Genomic DNA, 19,126 nt, shown 5'->3' on the forward strand with positions numbered 1-19,126 from the left:
GGGTGTCTCGAGCAAGGATGGGTACACTGTAACTGGGATTTCGATGGTAATCCTCTTCAAAGCACGTCGCTTTATCTGCAATCTCAAAGCTATGATTTGAGTAGTTAGCACTTTGATTTTCATTGAGTAAAAGTACAAAATAAAAAGATTGCCTGAGCTGAGCAATCCTTTTACATCAATGGTTTTTATCCATGAGTTTTAATTCTTTTGGAGAAATATGTAGATACTTTTTAAAAACTTTGGCAAAATATTTATAGTCTGAAAATCCAACTTGTTCAGAGATATCGCTTAAGGGAGAATTAGGGAATTCAGCCATTTTATCTATAGCTTGCTTGAGGCGGTAGCGTAAGATATATTCATTTAGCGTCATTGGGAAGTCTTCTTTGATAACCTTATATAGATAACTTTCGCTATACCCTAGATTCTCTGCAATGGTAGAAATGGTAAAGTGCATGCAGTAGTGTTGATGAACAAATTCAAGAATTTGCTGAATGATTTGGTTTTGTGTATCGACTTGTTGGATAGAGGTGAGTAAAGTTTGATATTCTTCTAAAAAAGGAGTTTCTTGATAAGTGCTAACTCGTAATCGCAAAACAATTTTTTGAAGACATTCTGTCAATTCCTTGGTATCAATTGGTTTGGATAGAAAATCAACTGCCCCATATTGCATGGCTTTTTTGGCATTTTGAAAATCGTTATAACCTGATAAGATAACTTTTTCATAGGAGAGAGTACGAGTGGCTTCGAACATCATGAAAGCATCCATAATTGGCATGGTGATGTCTGTTAAGACAATATGAGGTTCTTTTTCTTGGATGAGTTTCATTCCCTCTTGACCGTGACTGGCAGTTCCTACGACTTGGATACCTAAGGCAGCGTAGTCTACGGCAATCTCTAGCCATTTTCGAATGAGGTGTTCATCTTCTACGATGATGAGCTTAAACATGAGTTAGTCCTTTCGTTACAAATTTTACCCAAGTTTCTCCTTGGCGATTGACTCCTAAATCTAGCTGGACATCAGAAAAGAAATTGCTCAATCGTTTGTAGCTGTTAACGATACCATGCTGGGTATGTGGGCTTTCTAAAGAGTCTAAAATAGCGAGTCTCTCTTGTTTTGTGAGCCCTCCAGCATTATCCTTGACTAAAAAAGTTAGAGAATCTGCTTCCAAGGTAATTTGGATATCAATATGAAGATCAATACGGTATTGCATCCCATATTTTATAGCATTTTCTACTAGAGGAAGCAAGAAAAGTTTAGGAATAGGTTGATTATCGATAGTTTCTGGGCAGACAATATCATAGGAAAAGTGCTCGAAACGAATCTTATGAATAATAAGGTAATCCTCTATAATCTTTAAATCTTGGCAAATGGTTGTTTCTTTTTCTAAATCGGTGATACTGTAGCGAAGAATGCGCGTGAGATTTTGAATCAGGTCTTGTGTGAGAGCTGCATCCATTAAAGAAGTAATTTTAATTGTCTCAAGCGTATTGTAGAGAAAATGAGGATTGAACTGAGCTTCCAGCATTTTTCTTTCAAAAATCCACTTTTCTTTTTCGATGGTCAACATTTTCTGATGAAGTTGATCTAATTCATACAACATATTATTAATTTTTTCGGCCATAAATTCAAACTCATCACCTGTTTGTAGAGAAAGTCTTTTTTCTGCTTGTTTGGGAATTTCTTGAAGTTGGTAAACTAAGCTTTCAATAGGAACAGCGTTGTGTGTAGCAATCTTATGAGCAATTCGTCTTGCTTGCCAGAAGTAGAGGAAGAATATACATAAGGTGAGAATGGAGGCTAGGCCGAGTAAGCTAGGAATAGGAAAAAAGGATTGAAAAGTATAGATTGAAAAAATAGCACCGACTTTTTCTTTTTGAACAATAAGCGGTTCATTCTCATACCAGTGGGTACGAGAGTGTAGGAGTTTTTCATCAAATTTTTCAAGAGTGGAGCGAGTGAACTGGTTTGTATTGTTGGAAAACATATTTCCAAAGCTATCGGTAATGATGTATTTAGAATTTATCATTGGGAAACTTGAGATGAAATCATTCTCATTTACGAAAGCAATAGTATAGGCTTTAACTCGTTGGTTTTGAAGTAGTGGTTTGATAAAGAGTGTGTAGTGTTGCTTGTCTGAAGAGAGCGCAATTTTTTCTGTAACTTTATCTTGAGAAGGATTTTGGATGAGCAGTTTTAGATAGTAGGGTGATAAAATACTTTCTTGATGATTTCGATTAGTGCTAAATAGTAATTCACCTGTATCATTTAGGATAATGAGGTCAGAACTAAGTTTTAATTTAGCTTTTGTCTCGTAAAATAAGCTAAAGACTTCTCGCTCTGTGTGTTTGCCGTCCAAAAATCCAGGAATCATTTTATAGTTCATAGTGGTCAGGAGCTCATTATTTGCATCTTTCATCTCTTGAACTTGTTTGACAATCTGTCTCGTGTCTTTGGAGAGTTGTTGCTTTTGTAAAAAATAGGAAAAACCAAAAAGTAAAATGAGTAGTAAAAGAGAGGTCACAAAGGCTGCGATAGAGCTTCTATGGAGAATTTCTTTTTGGAGAGATTTTTTAAAGGAATGAGACATCCGCTACCTCCTTGGAAGGGTTTTCTGTTATAAGTATAGCAGTTTAAAAATTCTAGAGCAAGGTAAAATAGAAAAGGTTTGGCTAAAATTTTTTAGCTAAACCTTTTGAAAAGTTAAGTATGTATTATAGATGCTTGTTATCTGCAAATAGCTAGAGCATTTCAAGGAAATGAACTAGAAATAACAATTAATATGATGGTTCAGAAATACCTTTTGATAATCAATAAGATCTTCAGGATGAAGTGCGTTGACTCCATCCATTTCATATTTCCGATTTAATAAACGATATTTGTTTTCACCAAATTGATGAAAAGGGAGTAGTTGAACTTGGTCGATATTTAATGAGTTAAATAGAGTAGCGAATTCTTCTGCATCCTCTAAACTATTGTTAAAATCAGGGATAACTGGGATTCTTAAAACGATAGTTTTATGTTGAGAAAAAGCATAATGAATGTTTTTAATAATCATTTGATTAAAAACTCCAGTCACTTTTTTATGTTTTATAGAATTATAATGTTTTAGGTCTGTGTAGATAAAATCCACATATTGGATTAAATCAACAAATTTTTCATGATCAACAAAGGCAGTGGTTTCAATTGCAGTATGTATGTGATGCTCTTTGGCTGATTTTAAGATGGCTTTAGCAAATTCAAACTGAGCAAATATTTCACCCCCTGATAAAGTTAAACCTCCACCGGATTCTTCGTAAAATTCTTTATCTTTTAATACCTCTGTAATAATTTCTTCTACAGTTTTTTCTTCACCTACTAAAGTGAATTTTTCTCGTTGAGCATCTTTCATTTTTTCAGGTTTCATTCTTTGAGATTCAGGATTAGAACACCATGGACAGCGCAGAGGACATCCTTTTAAAAAAACAGTTGTACGAATACCCGGACCGTCATGAATTGAAAAGTGTTGAATATTAAAAATAATTCCTTTAGATATTTCCATAAGAGTTCCTCCTCTTTATAATTCTATCCTATCACAAAAACGAAAGAAAAACAATTACGAACGAAAGTTTAATTTGTTGTTTTTTGCTTTTTATTTTGGTAGAATAAAACGGAGGTGTAAAATGAAAAGATTGGAACAAATTATTAAATTAGTATCAGAATATGAAAAGATTGATGTTAATACATTATCGGAAAAATTAAATGTATCGAAAGTAACGATTAGAAAAGATTTAGATAAATTAGAGTCAAAAGGCTTATTACACAGAGAGCATGGATATGCTGTGTTAAATAGTGGAGATGACTTAAATGTACGCTTGTCAATTAATTATGAAATTAAGAGAAAAATTGTTCAAGAAGCAGTAAAATTGGTATCAGATAATGAAACAATAATGATAGAATCTGGTTCAACCTGTGCTTTACTTGCTGAGGAAATTTGCAAGCAAAAAAGAAATGTCACTATTGTAACAAATTCATTTTTTATAGCAAATTTTGTAAGAGGTTATGATTCATGTCGTGTTATTGTTCTTGGTGGAGAGTTTCAGAAAGATTCACAGGTTACCGTAGGACCTTTATTAAAAGAAATGATACAGACTTTTCATGTGCGTCAAGCTTTTGTTGGGACAGATGGCTACGATAAAGAGATGGGCTTTACAGGAAAAGATTTAATGCGCAGTGAGGTAGTTCAATATATTTCAGCAGCGTCGGATAAAGTCATTGTGCTAACTGACTCAAGTAAATTTGATAAAAGGGGTACAGTAAGAAGATTTGCTTTAAGTCAAGTCTATGAAGTAATAACAGACGAAAAACTTTCTAAACAAAATATAGCTACATTAGAAAATGCTGGGATAATGGTTAAGGTAGTTTCGTAAGAGGTTAAGTGTATGAATCAAGATAGGAATAAACTGCTCTCTAAAATTGCTTATCTGTATTATATTGAAAACTTAAATCAGTCACAAATAGCAGCAAAATTAGGAATTTATAGAACCTCTATTAGTAGAATGTTAACAGAAGCAAGGAATGCAGGAATTGTTAAAATTGAAATAGAGAATTTTGATACCAATATGTTTAAGTTGGAAAATTATGTAAAAGAAAAATATGGTCTGGAAAGTTTAGAAATTATTCCAAATGAATTTGATGACAATCCAACAATTTTATCTGAAAGAATTTCTCAAGTTGCAGCAGGTGTCCTTAGGAATTTAATTGATGATAATATGAAAATTGGCTTTTCTTGGGGAAAAAGTTTAAGTAATTTAGTAGATTTAATCCACAGCAAAAGTGTTCGAAATGTTCACTTCTATCCTCTAGCAGGTGGTCCTAGTCACATACACGCTAAACACCATGTGAATACACTGATTTATGAAATGTCTAGAAAATTTCATGGAGAGTGTACATTTATGAATGCAACAATTGTGCAAGAAAATAAATTGTTAGCGGATGGTATTTTGCAATCAAGATATTTTGAAGATTTGAAAAATAGTTGGAAAGATTTAGATATAGTTGTAGTTGGGATTGGTGATTTTAGTAATAAAGGAAAACATCAATGGTTAGACATGCTTACAGAGGATGACTTTAAAGAATTGACAAAAGTTAAAACTGTAGGGGAAATTTGTTGTCGATTCTTTGATTCAAAAGGTAAAGAAGTTTATGAGAACTTACAGGAAAGAACGATAGCAATCTCTTTGGAAGATTTAAAAAATATTCCTCAAAGTTTAGCTGTTGCTTATGGTGATACGAAAGTATCTGCGATTCTTTCTGTCTTGCGTGCTAATCTAGTAAATCATCTGATTACAGATAAAAATACAATTTTAAAAGTTTTAGAAGAAGATGGTGATTTTTCTTTTCGAAATACTTTATGCGAGTGAAAATGATAGACTGATATCAGTTTATCGTTTTTTCTTTTCAATTAATTGCACATTTGTGCTTATATAAATAAAAATAGTTTATTTGTTGTTTTTAGATTGACAAGTTTATTATGTAGTTGTATTCTATAGTTACAAAAGAAAATTTTAAAATTTCAAATGAAAAAGCTTTTTACATAGTGAAATGAGGAGGAATTTATGGAAATTATTGTTCCAGATCAAATTATCATGGGTTTAATTTTATATGCTGGCGATGCGAAACAACATATTTATAAAGCGTTAGATTATATAAAAAACGGTACATGTGAACGATGTGAAGAAGAAATCCAGTTAGCTGATGCAGCCTTATTAGAAGCCCATAATCTACAAACAAAATTCTTGGCACAGGAAGCGTCTGGTACAAAGACAGAAATAACAGCTCTCTTTGTTCATTCACAAGATCATCTCATGACTAGTATGACGGAGATTAATTTAATCAAAGAAATTATTAGTTTGAGAAAAGAACTTCACAAAAAATAATACTAGAGTATTAACATAGAGGAGGAAAATATAATGGTGAAGATTGGTTTGTTTTGTGCAGCAGGCTTTTCTACTGGTATGCTTGTAAATAATATGAAAATTGCAGCGCAATCTAGTGGAGTTGAGGCAGAAATAGAGGCATTTTCTCAGTCTAAATTAGCGGATTATGCCCCAAATCTAGATGTTGCACTGTTGGGGCCTCAAGTTGCTTATACATTAGATAAATCAAAAGAAATTTGTGATAAGTGTGATGTTCCGATAGCTGTTATTCCGATGATGGACTATGGTATGTTAGATGGGAAAAAAGTATTAGATTTGGCCCTATCTTTGATTAGTGGGTAAGAAAAGGAGGTTTATTATGGCAAAGATGGATGTTCAAAAAATCATTGCACCTATGATGAAGTTTGTGAATATGCGTGGTATTATAGCTCTAAAAGATGGTATGTTAGCAATTTTGCCATTGACAGTAGTTGGTAGTTTATTCTTGATTATGGGACAATTGCCATTTGAAGGATTAAACAAGAGCATTGCTAGTGTATTTGGAGCAAATTGGACAGAGCCGTTTATGCAAGTATATTCAGGAACTTTTGCGATTATGGGTCTAATTTCTTGTTTTTCAATTGCCTATTCTTATGCTAAGAATAGCGGAGTAGAGGCTTTGCCAGCTGGGGTTCTATCTGTATCTGCATTCTTTATTTTGCTAAGATCATCTTATATCCCTAAACAAGGTGAGGCAATTGGGGATGCTATTAGTAAAGTTTGGTTTGGAGGTCAAGGAATTATCGGTGCTATCATTATAGGTTTGGTAGTAGGAAGTATTTATACCTTCTTTATAAAGAGAAAAATTGTTATTAAGATGCCAGAACAAGTTCCACAAGCTATTGCGAAACAGTTTGAAGCAATGATTCCAGCATTTGTAATTTTCTTACTTTCTATGATTGTATATATTTTAGCGAGCTCATTGACTAATGGCGGAACATTCATAGAAATGATTTATTCTGCTATTCAAGTTCCATTGCAAGGTTTAACTGGATCTTTGTATGGTGCAATTGGAATTGCATTCTTTATATCATTTTTGTGGTGGTTTGGTGTTCATGGACAATCGGTAGTAAATGGAGTAGTGACAGCTCTGCTTTTATCTAATCTTGATGCTAATAAAGCTATGTTAGCCTCTGGGAATCTATCATTAGAAAATGGTGCACATATTGTTACTCAACAATTTTTAGATTCATTTTTAATTCTATCTGGTTCAGGGATTACGTTTGGTCTTGTAGTTGCCATGCTTTTTGCATCAAAATCTAAACAGTACCAAGCGTTAGGGAAAGTAGCAGCTTTTCCAGCAATATTTAACGTAAATGAGCCAGTTGTATTTGGATTTCCGATTGTCATGAATCCAGTTATGTTTGTACCTTTCATTCTTGTTCCTGTACTTGCAGCTGTTATAGTATATGGAGCTATTGCAACAGGTTTCATGCAGCCATTTTCAGGAGTTACATTACCTTGGAGCACCCCAGCTATTATATCAGGATTTATGGTTGGTGGATGGCAAGGAGTTATTACTCAGCTGGTGATATTAGCGATGTCTACATTAGTTTATTTCCCATTCTTTAAAGTACAGGATCGTTTAGCTTGTCAGAATGAAGCATGATAATTCTAAAAAAACATTTGTGTATTATCATTAAACACACACATTTGTGCTAAAAATTAGAGAGTTAAAGTTTTTCTAGTTAAAAGCTTGAAATTTTCTAAAAAACCAGGTATTATATTTTCGAAAGAAACAAAAATATTTTCGAAAGAAAGGTGCTTATTATGGTAAATAAAGAAGTAGCAAGAACGACAATTAAGACAGAATATTTTGGTAGCCTTACTGAAAGGATGAACAAATATCGAGAAGATGTTTTAAATAAAAAACCTTATATTGATGCTGAGAGAGCGGTTCTAGCAACACGCGCTTATGATCGATATAAGGAACAACCTAATGTCCTAAAACGCGCCTATATGCTGAAAGAAATTTTGGAAAATATGACTATCTATATCGAAGAAGAATCTATGATTGCGGGAAATCAAGCTTCTTCCAATAAAGATGCTCCTATTTTTCCAGAATATACGCTAGAATTTGTTCTCAATGAGTTGGATCTTTTTGAAAAGCGTGATGGAGATGTTTTCTATATTACTGAAGAAACAAAAGAACAACTTAGAAGTATTGCTCCGTTTTGGGAAAATAATAATTTACGTGCTAGAGCTGGTGCCTTGTTACCTGAAGAAGTGTCTGTTTATATGGAAACAGGATTCTTCGGTATGGAAGGTAAGATGAATTCTGGAGATGCTCACTTAGCAGTTAACTATCAGAAACTGTTGCAATTTGGTTTAAGAGGTTTTGAAGAGCGAGCTCGTAAAGCAAAAGCAGCTCTAGATTTAACAGATCCAGCAAGTATTGATAAATATCATTTTTACGACTCTATATTTATCGTAATCGATGCTATTAAAGTATATGCAAATCGCTTTGTTGATCTTGCTAAAAGTTTAGCCGAAAATGCAAATCCTAAACGTAAAAAAGAATTACTTGAGATTGCAGATATTTGCTCTCGAGTCCCATATGAACCGGCAACTACTTTTGCAGAAGCTATTCAATCAGTTTGGTTTATTCAATGTATTTTACAAATTGAATCTAATGGCCACTCTCTTTCATATGGCCGTTTTGATCAATATATGTATCCATATATGAAGGCTGATTTAGAAAGTGGTAAAGAAACAGAAGATAGCATTGTTGAACGTCTAACAAATCTTTGGATTAAGACAATTACAATTAATAAGGTTCGCAGTCAAGCACATACATTTTCTTCAGCAGGAAGTCCTTTATATCAAAATGTTACAATTGGTGGACAGACTCGAGATAAGAAGGATGCTGTTAACCCATTATCTTATTTGGTATTAAAATCAGTTGCACAAACCCATCTACCGCAACCTAATCTAACTGTACGTTACCATGCAGGTTTAGATGCTCGTTTCATGAATGAGTGTATTGAAGTGATGAAGCTTGGTTTTGGTATGCCTGCATTTAATAATGATGAGATTATTATTCCTTCTTTTATTGCAAAAGGAGTATTGGAAGATGATGCTTATGATTACAGTGCCATTGGATGTGTTGAAACGGCAGTTCCAGGGAAATGGGGCTATCGTTGCACAGGTATGAGTTATATGAACTTCCCTAAGGTTCTACTTATCACGATGAATGATGGAATTGATCCGGCTTCGGGTAAACGGTTTGCACCAAGCTTTGGTCATTTTAAGGATATGAAGAACTTTTCTGAATTAGAAAATGCTTGGGATAAAACACTAAGATATTTGACACGAATGAGTGTTATTGTTGAAAATTCTATTGATTTATCATTGGAACGAGAAGTTCCTGATATTCTATGTTCAGCATTGACTGATGATTGTATTGGTCGTGGGAAACATCTTAAAGAAGGTGGAGCAGTATATGACTATATATCAGGTTTGCAAGTTGGAATTGCAAATTTGTCGGATTCATTAGCTGCAATTAAAAAGTTGGTATTTGAGGAAGAACGTATAAGCCCAAGTCAACTTTGGCATGCACTAGAAACAGATTATGCTGGAGAAGAAGGTAAGGCTATTCAAGAAATGTTGATTAATGATGCGCCTAAGTACGGTAACGATGATGATTATGCTGATAAATTAGTTACGGCTGCTTATGACATTTATGTTGATGAAATTGCTAAATATCCTAATACACGTTATGGAAGAGGACCTATTGGAGGAATTCGTTATTCAGGAACCTCTTCTATCTCAGCCAACGTAGGACAGGGACGTGGAACATTAGCAACTCCAGATGGTCGCAATGCAGGTACACCGCTAGCAGAGGGTTGTTCACCATCACATAATATGGATCAACACGGTCCTACATCTGTTTTAAAATCTGTTTCAAAATTACCAACAGATGAAATTGTAGGTGGGGTTCTCTTAAATCAGAAAGTAAATCCTCAAACGTTAGCCAAAGAAGAAGATAAATTAAAACTAATTGCTTTGTTACGAACATTCTTTAATCGTTTACATGGGTACCATATTCAATATAATGTTGTTTCCAGAGAGACGTTGATCGACGCTCAGAAACATCCTGAAAAACACAGAGATTTAATTGTTCGTGTTGCAGGATACTCTGCATTCTTCAATGTTCTTTCTAAGGCAACCCAAGATGATATTATAGGACGTACTGAGCATACTTTGTAAAATAAAGAGGTTCTTTTTATGGAATTTATGCTTGACACATTAAATTTAGATGAGATTAAAAAATGGTCTGAAATTTTACCGCTAGCTGGGGTAACTTCAAATCCCACTATTGCCAAAAGAGAGGGTTCGATTAATTTTTTTGAACGAATCAAAGATGTAAGAGAATTGATTGGCTCTGCACCCTCTATTCATGTTCAGGTGATTTCTCAAGATTTTGAAGGTATCTTAAAAGATGCTCATGAAATTCGGAGACAAGCAGGAGATGATACATTTATCAAAGTACCTGTTACTCCAGCTGGATTACGTGCAATAAAGGTGCTAAAAAAAGAGGGTTACCATATCACTGCAACAGCTATTTATACAGTTATTCAGGGATTATTAGCTATCGAATCAGGAGCGGATTACCTAGCTCCATATTATAACAGAATGGAGAATCTGAACATTGATTCAAATTCTGTCATTCGTCAATTAGCTCTTGCTATTGATAGACAGAACTCTCCTAGTAAGATTTTAGCTGCATCCTTTAAAAATGTAGCACAAGTAAATAATGCTTTAGCTACAGGTGCGCATGCTGTTACAGCAGGAGCAGATGTTTTTGAATCAGCTTTTGCCATGCCATCTATCCAAAAGGCGGTTGATGATTTTTCTGACGATTGGTTTGTTATTCAAAATAGTCGTTCCGTTTAGATAGAGAGGGAATACATATGAGAATTTTTGCTAGCCCTTCGAGATATATTCAAGGGGAAAATGCCTTGTTTGAAAATGCCAAATCAATATTGGATTTGGGAAATCGTCCTATTCTATTATGTGATCAGTTGGTTTATGATATTGTTGGAAAACGATTTGAAGATTACCTACATAGGTATGGTTTCCATATTGTTCTAGCCCAGTTTAATGGTGAAGCTTCTGACAATGAAATCAATCGAGTTGTTGCCTTAGCTGAGAAAGAAAATTGTGATAGTATTATAGGTCTTGGTGGGGGAAAGACGATTGATAGCGCAAAAGCTATTGCAGATTTGATTGAAAAGCCTGTTATTATTGCTCCAACAATTGCATCGACAGACGCACCTGTATCTGCTTTATCTGTTATTTATACAGATGAAGGGGCATTTGATCATTATCTATTTTATTCTAAAAATCCAGATTTAGTTTTGGTTGATACAAAAGTTATTTCACAAGCTCCTAAGCGTTTATTAGCGTCTGGTATTGCAGATGGTTTAGCAACTTGGGTTGAGGCGCGTGCAGTTATGCAGGCAAATGGAAAAACTATGTTAGGACAACAACAAACGTTGGCTGGAGTTGCAATTGCGAAGAAATGTGAAGAAACGCTGTTCGCAGATGGTTTACAGGCTATGGCAGCTTGTGAAGCTAAAGTGGTGACACCAGCATTAGAAAATATTGTTGAAGCTAATACTTTATTGAGTGGACTAGGTTTTGAAAGTGGAGGATTAGCTGCGGCGCATGCAATTCATAATGGTTTTACTGCATTGACAGGTGACATTCATCATTTAACACATGGTGAAAAAGTAGCTTATGGAACCTTGGTACAACTTTTATTGGAAAATAGACCAAAAGAAGAACTTGATAAGTATATTGAGTTTTACAAAAAAATTGGTATGCCAACAACTCTAAAAGAAATGCATTTGGATCAAGTTGAATATGATGATTTAATAAAAGTTGGTAAACAAGCAACTATGGAGGGTGAGACAATCCATCAGATGCCGTTTAAGATTTCGCCTTCAGATGTTGCACAAGCCATTATAGCTGTAGATGCATATGTAAATTCGCAATAAACAATAAGGACTACTGTTTTAAAAATGGTAGTCTTTTATTTATCCTCATATTGTATCCGATGCTCTTTATAAATCAGGAAGCAATACAAGTTGTCAGCTATTTATTGTGAATACATTAATTAGCATTCCAGTTTTATCTTCGGTCTAAAATAAGTATTTTGTGCTATATGAGATAAGATTATTGACTTACTCCTTGATTTACTGCATAACAATGGGATAAAAAGTGGGAGATAGAGCAATTCATAGTCATCAAAATTAATGAAGTACAGTATACAGTTTTTTCTTTTAACACATTTCAAATTTCCCCAAAAATGGTATAATAGTAACATCACAAAATTGGAGAGAGACCATGAGTTTTTACAATCATAAAGAAATTGAGCCTAAGTGGCAGGGCTACTGGGCAGAACATCATACATTTAAGACAGGGACAGATGCATCAAAACCGAAGTTTTATGCGCTTGATATGTTCCCTTATCCATCTGGAGCGGGTCTTCACGTAGGACACCCAGAAGGTTACACTGCAACCGATATCCTCAGCCGTTACAAACGTGCGCAAGGCTACAATGTCCTTCACCCAATGGGTTGGGATGCTTTTGGTTTGCCTGCAGAGCAATACGCTATGGATACTGGTAATGACCCAGCAGAATTTACAGCTGAGAACATTGCCAACTTCAAACGCCAAATCAATGCGCTTGGATTTTCTTATGACTGGGATCGTGAAGTCAATACAACAGATCCAAACTACTACAAGTGGACCCAATGGATTTTCACTAAGCTTTACGAAAAAGGCTTGGCCTATGAAGCGGAAGTGCCAGTAAACTGGGTTGAGGAATTGGGAACAGCCATCGCCAACGAAGAGGTTCTTCCTGACGGAACTTCTGAGCGTGGAGGCTATCCAGTTGTCCGCAAGCCAATGCGCCAATGGATGCTCAAAATCACGGCTTACGCAGAGCGCTTGCTCAATGATTTAGATGAACTAGATTGGCCGGAGTCTATCAAGGACATGCAACGCAACTGGATTGGGAAATCAACTGGTGCTAATGTAACTTTCAAAGTAAAAGGAGCAGAAAAGGAATTTACAGTCTTTACTACTCGTCCGGACACCCTTTTCGGTGCGACCTTCACTGTTTTGGCGCCTGAGCATGAACTAGTAGATGCTATCACAAGTCCTGAACAAGCTGAGGCTGTAGCTGACTACAAACACCAAGCCAGCCTCAAGTCAGACTTGGCTCGTACAGACCTTGCCAAGGAAAAAACAGGTGTATGGACTGGTGCTTATGCTATCAACCCTGTCAATGGCAAGGAAATTCCAATCTGGATTGCGGACTATGTTCTTGCTAGTTATGGAACAGGTGCTGTCATGGCTGTTCCTGCCCATGACCAGCGTGACTGGGAATTTGCCAACCAATTTGACCTTCCAATCGTAGAAGTACTTGAAGGTGGAAACGTAGCAGAAGCTGCCTACACAGAAGATGGACCTCATGTCAATTCAGACTTCCTAGATGGATTGAACAAAGAAGACGCTATTGCTAAGATTGTGGCTTGGTTGGAAGAAAAAGGCTGTGGACAAGAGAAGGTTACTTACCGTCTCCGCGACTGGCTCTTTAGCCGCCAACGTTATTGGGGTGAGCCGATTCCAATCATTCATTGGGAAGACGGAACTTCAACAGCTGTCCCTGAAAGTGAATTGCCACTTGTCTTGCCTGTAACCAAGGATATCCGTCCTTCAGGTACTGGTGAAAGTCCACTAGCTAACTTGACAGACTGGCTTGAAGTGACGCGTGAAGATGGTGTCAAAGGTCGTCGTGAAACCAACACTATGCCACAATGGGCAGGTTCAAGCTGGTACTACCTCCGCTATATTGACCCACACAATACTGAGAAATTGGCTGATGAGGACCTCCTCAAACAATGGTTGCCAGTAGATATCTACGTTGGTGGTGCGGAACATGCTGTACTTCACTTGCTTTATGCTCGTTTCTGGCACAAATTCCTCTACGACCTTGGTGTTGTTCCAACTAAGGAACCATTCCAAAAACTATTTAACCAAGGAATGATTTTGGGAACAAGCTACCGTGACCACCGTGGCGCTCTTGTGGCAACCGATAAGGTTGAAAAACGTGACGGTTCTTTCTTCCATGTAGAAACAGGGGAAGAGTTGGAGCAAGCACCAGCCAAGATGTCTAAATCGCTCAGGAACGTTGTCAACCCAGACGACGTGGTGGAGCAATACGGTGCCGATACCCTTCGTGTTTATGAAATGTTCATGGGACCACTTGATGCTTCAATCGCTTGGTCAGAAGAAGGTCTGGAAGGAAGTCGTAAGTTCCTTGACCGTGTTTACCGTTTTATTACAAGTAAAGAAATCCTTGCGGAAAACAATGGCGCTCTTGACAAGGTTTATAACGAAACAGTCAAAGCTGTCACAGAACAAATCGAATCATTGAAATTCAACACAGCTATTGCCCAACTTATGGTCTTTGTCAACGCGGCTAACAAGGAAGACAAGCTTTATGTTGACTATGCCAAAGGATTTATCCAATTGATTGCTCCATTTGCTCCTCACTTGGCAGAAGAACTTTGGCAAACTGTTGCAACAACAGGTGAGTCAATCTCTTACGTGGCTTGGCCAACTTGGGACGAAAGTAAATTGGTTGAAGATGAAATTGAAATTGTCGTCCAAATCAAAGGTAAAGTACGTGCCAAACTCATGGTCGCTAAAGACCTATCACGCGAAGAATTGCAAGAAATTGCTTTCGCTGACGAAAAAGTCAAAGTAGAGATTGACGGTAAGGAAATCGTGAAAGTGATTAGTGTACCAAATAAATTGGTTAATATTGTTGTGAAATAACCAATTTATTTGCTGATTTCCAACCTCAAACAGTTTCCCAAACTGTTTGAGCCAACTAAACTCGTTAATATCGTTGTGAAATAAGATAGGAATCCTTCAGAGTAGAATCTGGAGGATTTTTTATTTGACAGGAAGTTTCTGTTTTGTTAATATGATTAACAAAGGAAAGAGAGATTATGGATAAAAAAGAATTTATTGCATTTAATAATCGATTCAATAGATTTATTTTAGCGTTTGACCAGTTAAAAAAAAATCAACATAAAAGTGGTGTTGACAAATCCATTACGTTGAATGATGTACATTTGATTGTTGCGATTGGGAAAAATCAGCCCTTAAATCTAGTAAAATTATCTGAATTATTAGAAGTTTCAAGAAGTGCAATAACTCAAAGTGTTAGGAGATTGATTCAAAAAAATTTAGTTGTTTTTGATTTTGACCCGAATAATGGGAAAAATAAATATTTGAGATTATCTGAAAAAGGCATCGAAATTTTTAAAATCCATAAGGAGCAACAAGAATATATTGAAAAATCAATCTTTTCAGTTTTAAACAACTATAGCGAGGTGGAACTTAAAACAGTTGTGAAATTGATGGATGATATTGAAAAGGTGTGGGGAGAATTACCGTGGTAAAAGTCACGGTAAATTTCAAATATAATTGTTAAGCAAATTAACAAAAAGGAGAAGATATGACTGTAAACATAGAACTGATTTCACAAACAGATTTAGCGGATGAATCTTTTTATATTGCTATTAATGGTTTAGAACCAAGGGCAATGTATTGTGTAGAAATGTACCTGTCTGATTATTACTGTATAAATGCTCCCTTGCTTTTAGATCATGATGTTATATGGAAATCAACCGCAATTTTTTTATCTGATCAGGACGGTATGATTGATACCTCTCAGACAGCATCTGTTTCGGGATCTTATAAAGGAGTTTCAGAAATGGGATTATTCTTTAATGCGAAACCGTTGAAGAATAGGAAAAGGAGATTACCGAGTTCTCTTGATAGAATTCCATTACGAGATTGTTTTGGTGTTGAAATTAAAATCAAGCTGGGGAAAGATGTGGTCGCGGAGCAAAGTTTCGTAAGGCGTTATATGAATCTAGGAGTAAGATATCAAGATATCTATGACAAGCATTTTCAAGGTCGATTATTCTATGATGAAAAGTTAAGAAGGGCGCCAGCCGTGATTATTGTTAGCGGTAGTGAGGGAAGAATTGAAAAAGCTCAGAATATTGCCCAACTTTTATCTTCTAGAGGCTATATTTGTCTTGCAATAGCTTATTTTGGTTTAGAGGGATTACCCCAAAATTTAGAGCGAATTCCAATAGAATGTCTGGAGGAAGCGAAAGATTTTCTATATCATCATCCTCAAGTTGATAATACAAAAATAGGAATATATGGTCGCTCTAAAGGAGCAGAGCTTGTTCTGGCTGGACAAAGTATTTTGGATGATGTGCAATGTTTAGTACTCAATTCTCCCTCAAATGTAATATTTGAGGGAATAAAGGGAAAACTCAATTCTAATTCATCTTCTTGGACATATTTACAAAAGGAACTTCCTTATCAAAAATTTCAGTTAGGAGATTATTTGTTAAACAAGTTTTTTGGAAAACATATTCCTGAAGATAGTAGGGCTCAGATTGATGTGAGTAAAATTTCCTCCCCTTTATTATTACTAGGAAGCGATGTTGATGAAATATGGAATGCATCATCCGCGATAGATGATATCATTTCACATTATAAAGGGGAATCCATTTTGTTTAAAAAATACCATGAAACAGGGCATATGTTGACGGTTGCTTATCAACCGAATCATCGTTATCGAAAAGATTGGCGCTTATTAATGAAAGAAAGTGTAGACTCTTGGTTTGCTACGATAAATTATTTTGATACACATCTGAAGAATTTGTAGATAGTGCTGAACCGTACTATAATAGTCCCAACTAAGATAAAAACACAGTTCTGGTTGGTAGTTCAGTCTACAAAAGCAATTGTTCAAACAAGAGAAATTTGAACTCAAACAGTAAAAACGTATAGAGAAGTACAAGAGTTACTAGTGACTTTCTCTTTCATAAAATAGAACAGCTCTTCTTGGATAAAAAGAGCTGTTTTTTACTTGTATTGAAAATTCTTTCCATGTATTATTTCCTAATAGATCTACTTGTCGTCAAAAATTTTGCTAATGGAAGTTTCAAATTTAGGGCAATACTTACTTGCCTCCAATTCAATCATATCATATTCAGCAATTTCATCTTGATAGAAGGGATTGTGTGTCATGATTTCTAGTTAATTTTTTATTGTTTGATTTGGCGAGAATAATACTACCGATTCTTGAATTTTTCGTCCAGATGCGGTAAAACATCTCTTTTATAGCACATATTTAAAAATATAATGTGTTCTTGTAAGTGTTTTTAAGCTTCATTTAGCAATTCGGTAGGAGAAAAATGGCTGTAGCCTTCTCTACTTTAACTTAACCCTAATCATCTCACCACTTAACATCTCATTTTAACCACTTATCTCAAAAGTCGATTTTTCTTTCATACTTTTTGTTAAACTGATAAGGTAAAGAGGAGGAAATAAATATGATTTTACAAGCTAAACATTTGACTAAACGTTACGGCGATCATATGGCTGTTGACGATATTCAGTTAGAGTTTGAAAAAGGGAGTTTTAATGCTATTTTGGGTCCAAATGGTGCAGGAAAATCAACCACCATTTCCATGTTAATCGGTTTGAAAAAGCCTACAAAAGGTCAGATTCGATATGCGCCAAATACGAAAATAGGAGTTGTTTTTCAAGCTAGTGTACTGGATGAGATGTTGACGGTTAGAGAAAATCTTACGATTCGTGCTCAACAGTATAAGGAGATTGTAGCAAGTCGTGTGGATGATTTGATCCATCAACTGGGTTTGACTGCTTTCCAGAAGCAACTATATGGGACTTTGTCAGGTGGGCAAAAACGTAGGGTTGATATTGCGCGTGCTCTTCTTTCACAGCCAGATATTCTTTTCTTAGATGAACCAACGACAGGTCTAGATATTCAGACTCGCAAAGCTATTTGGGATTTACTGTCTCGACTACAAAAGGATGAAGGGCTGACTATTATCTTAACGACTCATTATCTGGATGAAGCGGATGAAGCGGATCGAATCTATATCGTTGATCATGGGAAAGTGATTGCGCAAGGTTCTGCGATGGTTATTAAAAGTCAGTATGCATCTAATATTCTAAAAATTCGTTTTAAAGAAATGAAGGATTTAGAAAAGTTGCTACAGACTGGAATGACAGTAAAGGAAGAAAATGAGTTGGAATATCTTTTTTATCCAAGGACATCACTGGAAGCTATTGAATATTTGGCAAAAGTACGAGAAGAAATTGATTCTTTTGAGTTTCGTCCAGGTACCATGGATGATGCCTTTATTGCACTTACAGGAAGAGAGGTTCGCTAATGCTAGCTTTATTGAAACGGAATTTTATCTTATATTTTCGTAATCGTTCAGGAGTATTTTTCTCATTATTGGGGGCATTGATTTCCTTCCTCCTTTATATCATTTTTTTGCAGAAGAACTTGACGGATGCTTGGTCCCAACTCCCTGATAATACGAACCTTTTAAATAACTGGCTGATGGGTGGGACCTTGGCTGTGACTGGGATTACAACCAGTTTTACGGCTCTTACACAAATGGTACAGGATCGTGAAAATCAAGTGGATCAAGATTTCTTCTTGACAGATTTAGGTATCTGGGGTTTACAGGTGTCCTATCTAATCAGTAGTATTGCCATTTCTTTTGTCATGCAGGTGTTTATGTTTGCTGTTATGGGACTTTATTTTAAAGAAAGTCCAGTTATCAGTCATTTATCGGAAATTACTTTGATTATGCTGTTAAGCAGTCTGCTTTCAAGTTTGGTAAATGTTCTCTTGATTTACCGTTTTCAATCTGTAGATAGCCTTGGTAAACTAGCAACGATAGTGGGAACTGCTTCTGGATTTTTAGTAGGAACTTATGTCCCTATTGGAGTTTTACCTGATTTTGCACAGATTATCATGAAGTGTACCCCTGCAACTTATATGGCTTCTCTCTATCGACAAGTCTTGATGAAAGAGTGGTTAGAGACCGCATTTTCAGGAAATAACAGTCTGTTACAGGAATTTCAAGAAAAAATGGGAATCCAAATCAACTGGCAAGAACTATTGACAAAGGAAGAAACATACTTTATAGTAGTTATTATCAGTCTCGTCGCTATTCTTCTTTGGCTTTTATTTGTTAAAGTGTCTAGCAAGAGAAAATAAAGATGTATTGGAGAGAAA

Annotated in this window: 16 protein-coding genes; 13 read left to right on the top strand and 3 right to left on the bottom strand. The window is 35.7% G+C overall.

Features of this window, described 5'->3' with window-relative positions; all coding sequences use genetic code 11:
* Positions 1–175 precede the first annotated feature (175 nt).
* The 3 genes from ACLNCP_RS03750 to ACLNCP_RS03760 form a co-directional block, all read right to left on the bottom strand.
* Complete coding sequence (locus tag ACLNCP_RS03750) at positions 176–946, bottom strand: response regulator transcription factor (protein ID WP_080977216.1); 771 nt, start codon at positions 944–946, stop codon at positions 176–178.
* Entirely contained in the window at positions 939–2,588 is a 1,650-nt protein-coding gene (locus tag ACLNCP_RS03755) for a sensor histidine kinase (protein ID WP_424844043.1), read from the bottom strand. The genes ACLNCP_RS03750 and ACLNCP_RS03755 overlap by 8 nt, the downstream gene beginning before the upstream one ends.
* 174 nt (positions 2,589–2,762) lie before the next feature.
* Positions 2,763–3,539, bottom strand: coding sequence for a glycyl-radical enzyme activating protein (locus tag ACLNCP_RS03760; RefSeq protein ID WP_000406173.1), 777 nt, complete (start codon positions 3,537–3,539; stop codon positions 2,763–2,765).
* Positions 3,540–3,660: 121 nt separating this feature from the next.
* Between ACLNCP_RS03760 and ACLNCP_RS03765 the strand changes: the two genes are divergently transcribed.
* From ACLNCP_RS03765 to ACLNCP_RS03825, 13 genes are all read left to right on the top strand, one after another.
* A complete protein-coding gene (locus ACLNCP_RS03765) occupies positions 3,661–4,407 on the top strand; it encodes a DeoR/GlpR family DNA-binding transcription regulator (RefSeq protein WP_000824973.1) in 747 nt (248 codons plus the stop codon).
* Positions 4,408–4,419: 12 nt separating this feature from the next.
* The gene (locus tag ACLNCP_RS03770; protein ID WP_424844044.1) at positions 4,420–5,400 is read left to right on the top strand and encodes a sugar-binding transcriptional regulator; all 981 of its coding nucleotides are present in this window, start codon (positions 4,420–4,422) and stop codon (positions 5,398–5,400) included.
* A gap of 195 nt (positions 5,401–5,595) precedes the next feature.
* Positions 5,596–5,916 carry a PTS lactose/cellobiose transporter subunit IIA gene (locus ACLNCP_RS03775; RefSeq protein ID WP_000402908.1) on the top strand — a complete coding sequence of 107 codons (321 nt, stop codon included), beginning with the start codon at positions 5,596–5,598 and terminating at the stop codon, positions 5,914–5,916.
* 33 nt (positions 5,917–5,949) lie between these two features.
* Positions 5,950–6,258 (top strand): PTS sugar transporter subunit IIB, encoded by a 309-nt coding sequence (locus ACLNCP_RS03780; protein WP_000238723.1) that lies wholly within the window; start codon positions 5,950–5,952, stop codon positions 6,256–6,258.
* 16 nt (positions 6,259–6,274) lie between these two features.
* Positions 6,275–7,564 carry a PTS sugar transporter subunit IIC gene (locus ACLNCP_RS03785; RefSeq protein WP_001096818.1) on the top strand — a complete coding sequence of 430 codons (1,290 nt, stop codon included), beginning with the start codon at positions 6,275–6,277 and terminating at the stop codon, positions 7,562–7,564.
* A 161-nt stretch (positions 7,565–7,725) separates the two neighbouring features.
* Positions 7,726–10,164 (top strand): glycyl radical protein, encoded by a 2,439-nt coding sequence (locus tag ACLNCP_RS03790; RefSeq protein WP_424844045.1) that lies wholly within the window; start codon positions 7,726–7,728, stop codon positions 10,162–10,164.
* An 18-nt stretch (positions 10,165–10,182) separates the two neighbouring features.
* The gene (locus ACLNCP_RS03795; RefSeq protein ID WP_424844046.1) at positions 10,183–10,851 is read left to right on the top strand and encodes a fructose-6-phosphate aldolase; all 669 of its coding nucleotides are present in this window, start codon (positions 10,183–10,185) and stop codon (positions 10,849–10,851) included.
* 17 nt (positions 10,852–10,868) lie between these two features.
* Entirely contained in the window at positions 10,869–11,957 is a 1,089-nt protein-coding gene (locus tag ACLNCP_RS03800; protein ID WP_001217825.1) for a glycerol dehydrogenase, read from the top strand.
* Between the two features lie 349 nt (positions 11,958–12,306).
* Positions 12,307–14,808 (top strand): leucine--tRNA ligase, encoded by a 2,502-nt coding sequence (gene leuS, locus ACLNCP_RS03805; protein WP_424844047.1) that lies wholly within the window; start codon positions 12,307–12,309, stop codon positions 14,806–14,808.
* A 176-nt stretch (positions 14,809–14,984) separates the two neighbouring features.
* The gene (locus tag ACLNCP_RS03810; protein ID WP_261015786.1) at positions 14,985–15,440 is read left to right on the top strand and encodes a MarR family transcriptional regulator; all 456 of its coding nucleotides are present in this window, start codon (positions 14,985–14,987) and stop codon (positions 15,438–15,440) included.
* Between the two features lie 56 nt (positions 15,441–15,496).
* Entirely contained in the window at positions 15,497–16,729 is a 1,233-nt protein-coding gene (locus ACLNCP_RS03815) for an acyl-CoA thioesterase/BAAT N-terminal domain-containing protein (protein ID WP_424844048.1), read from the top strand.
* Between the two features lie 670 nt (positions 16,730–17,399).
* Positions 17,400–18,266, top strand: coding sequence for an ATP-binding cassette domain-containing protein (locus ACLNCP_RS03820; RefSeq protein WP_424844049.1), 867 nt, complete (start codon positions 17,400–17,402; stop codon positions 18,264–18,266).
* Complete coding sequence (locus ACLNCP_RS03825; protein ID WP_424844050.1) at positions 18,266–19,108, top strand: ABC transporter permease; 843 nt, start codon at positions 18,266–18,268, stop codon at positions 19,106–19,108. The genes ACLNCP_RS03820 and ACLNCP_RS03825 overlap by 1 nt, the downstream gene beginning before the upstream one ends.
* Positions 19,109–19,126: the final 18 nt, after the last annotated feature.

This window comes from Streptococcus sp. CL6.35 (assembly GCF_049737915.1).
Lineage (GTDB): Bacteria > Bacillota > Bacilli > Lactobacillales > Streptococcaceae > Streptococcus.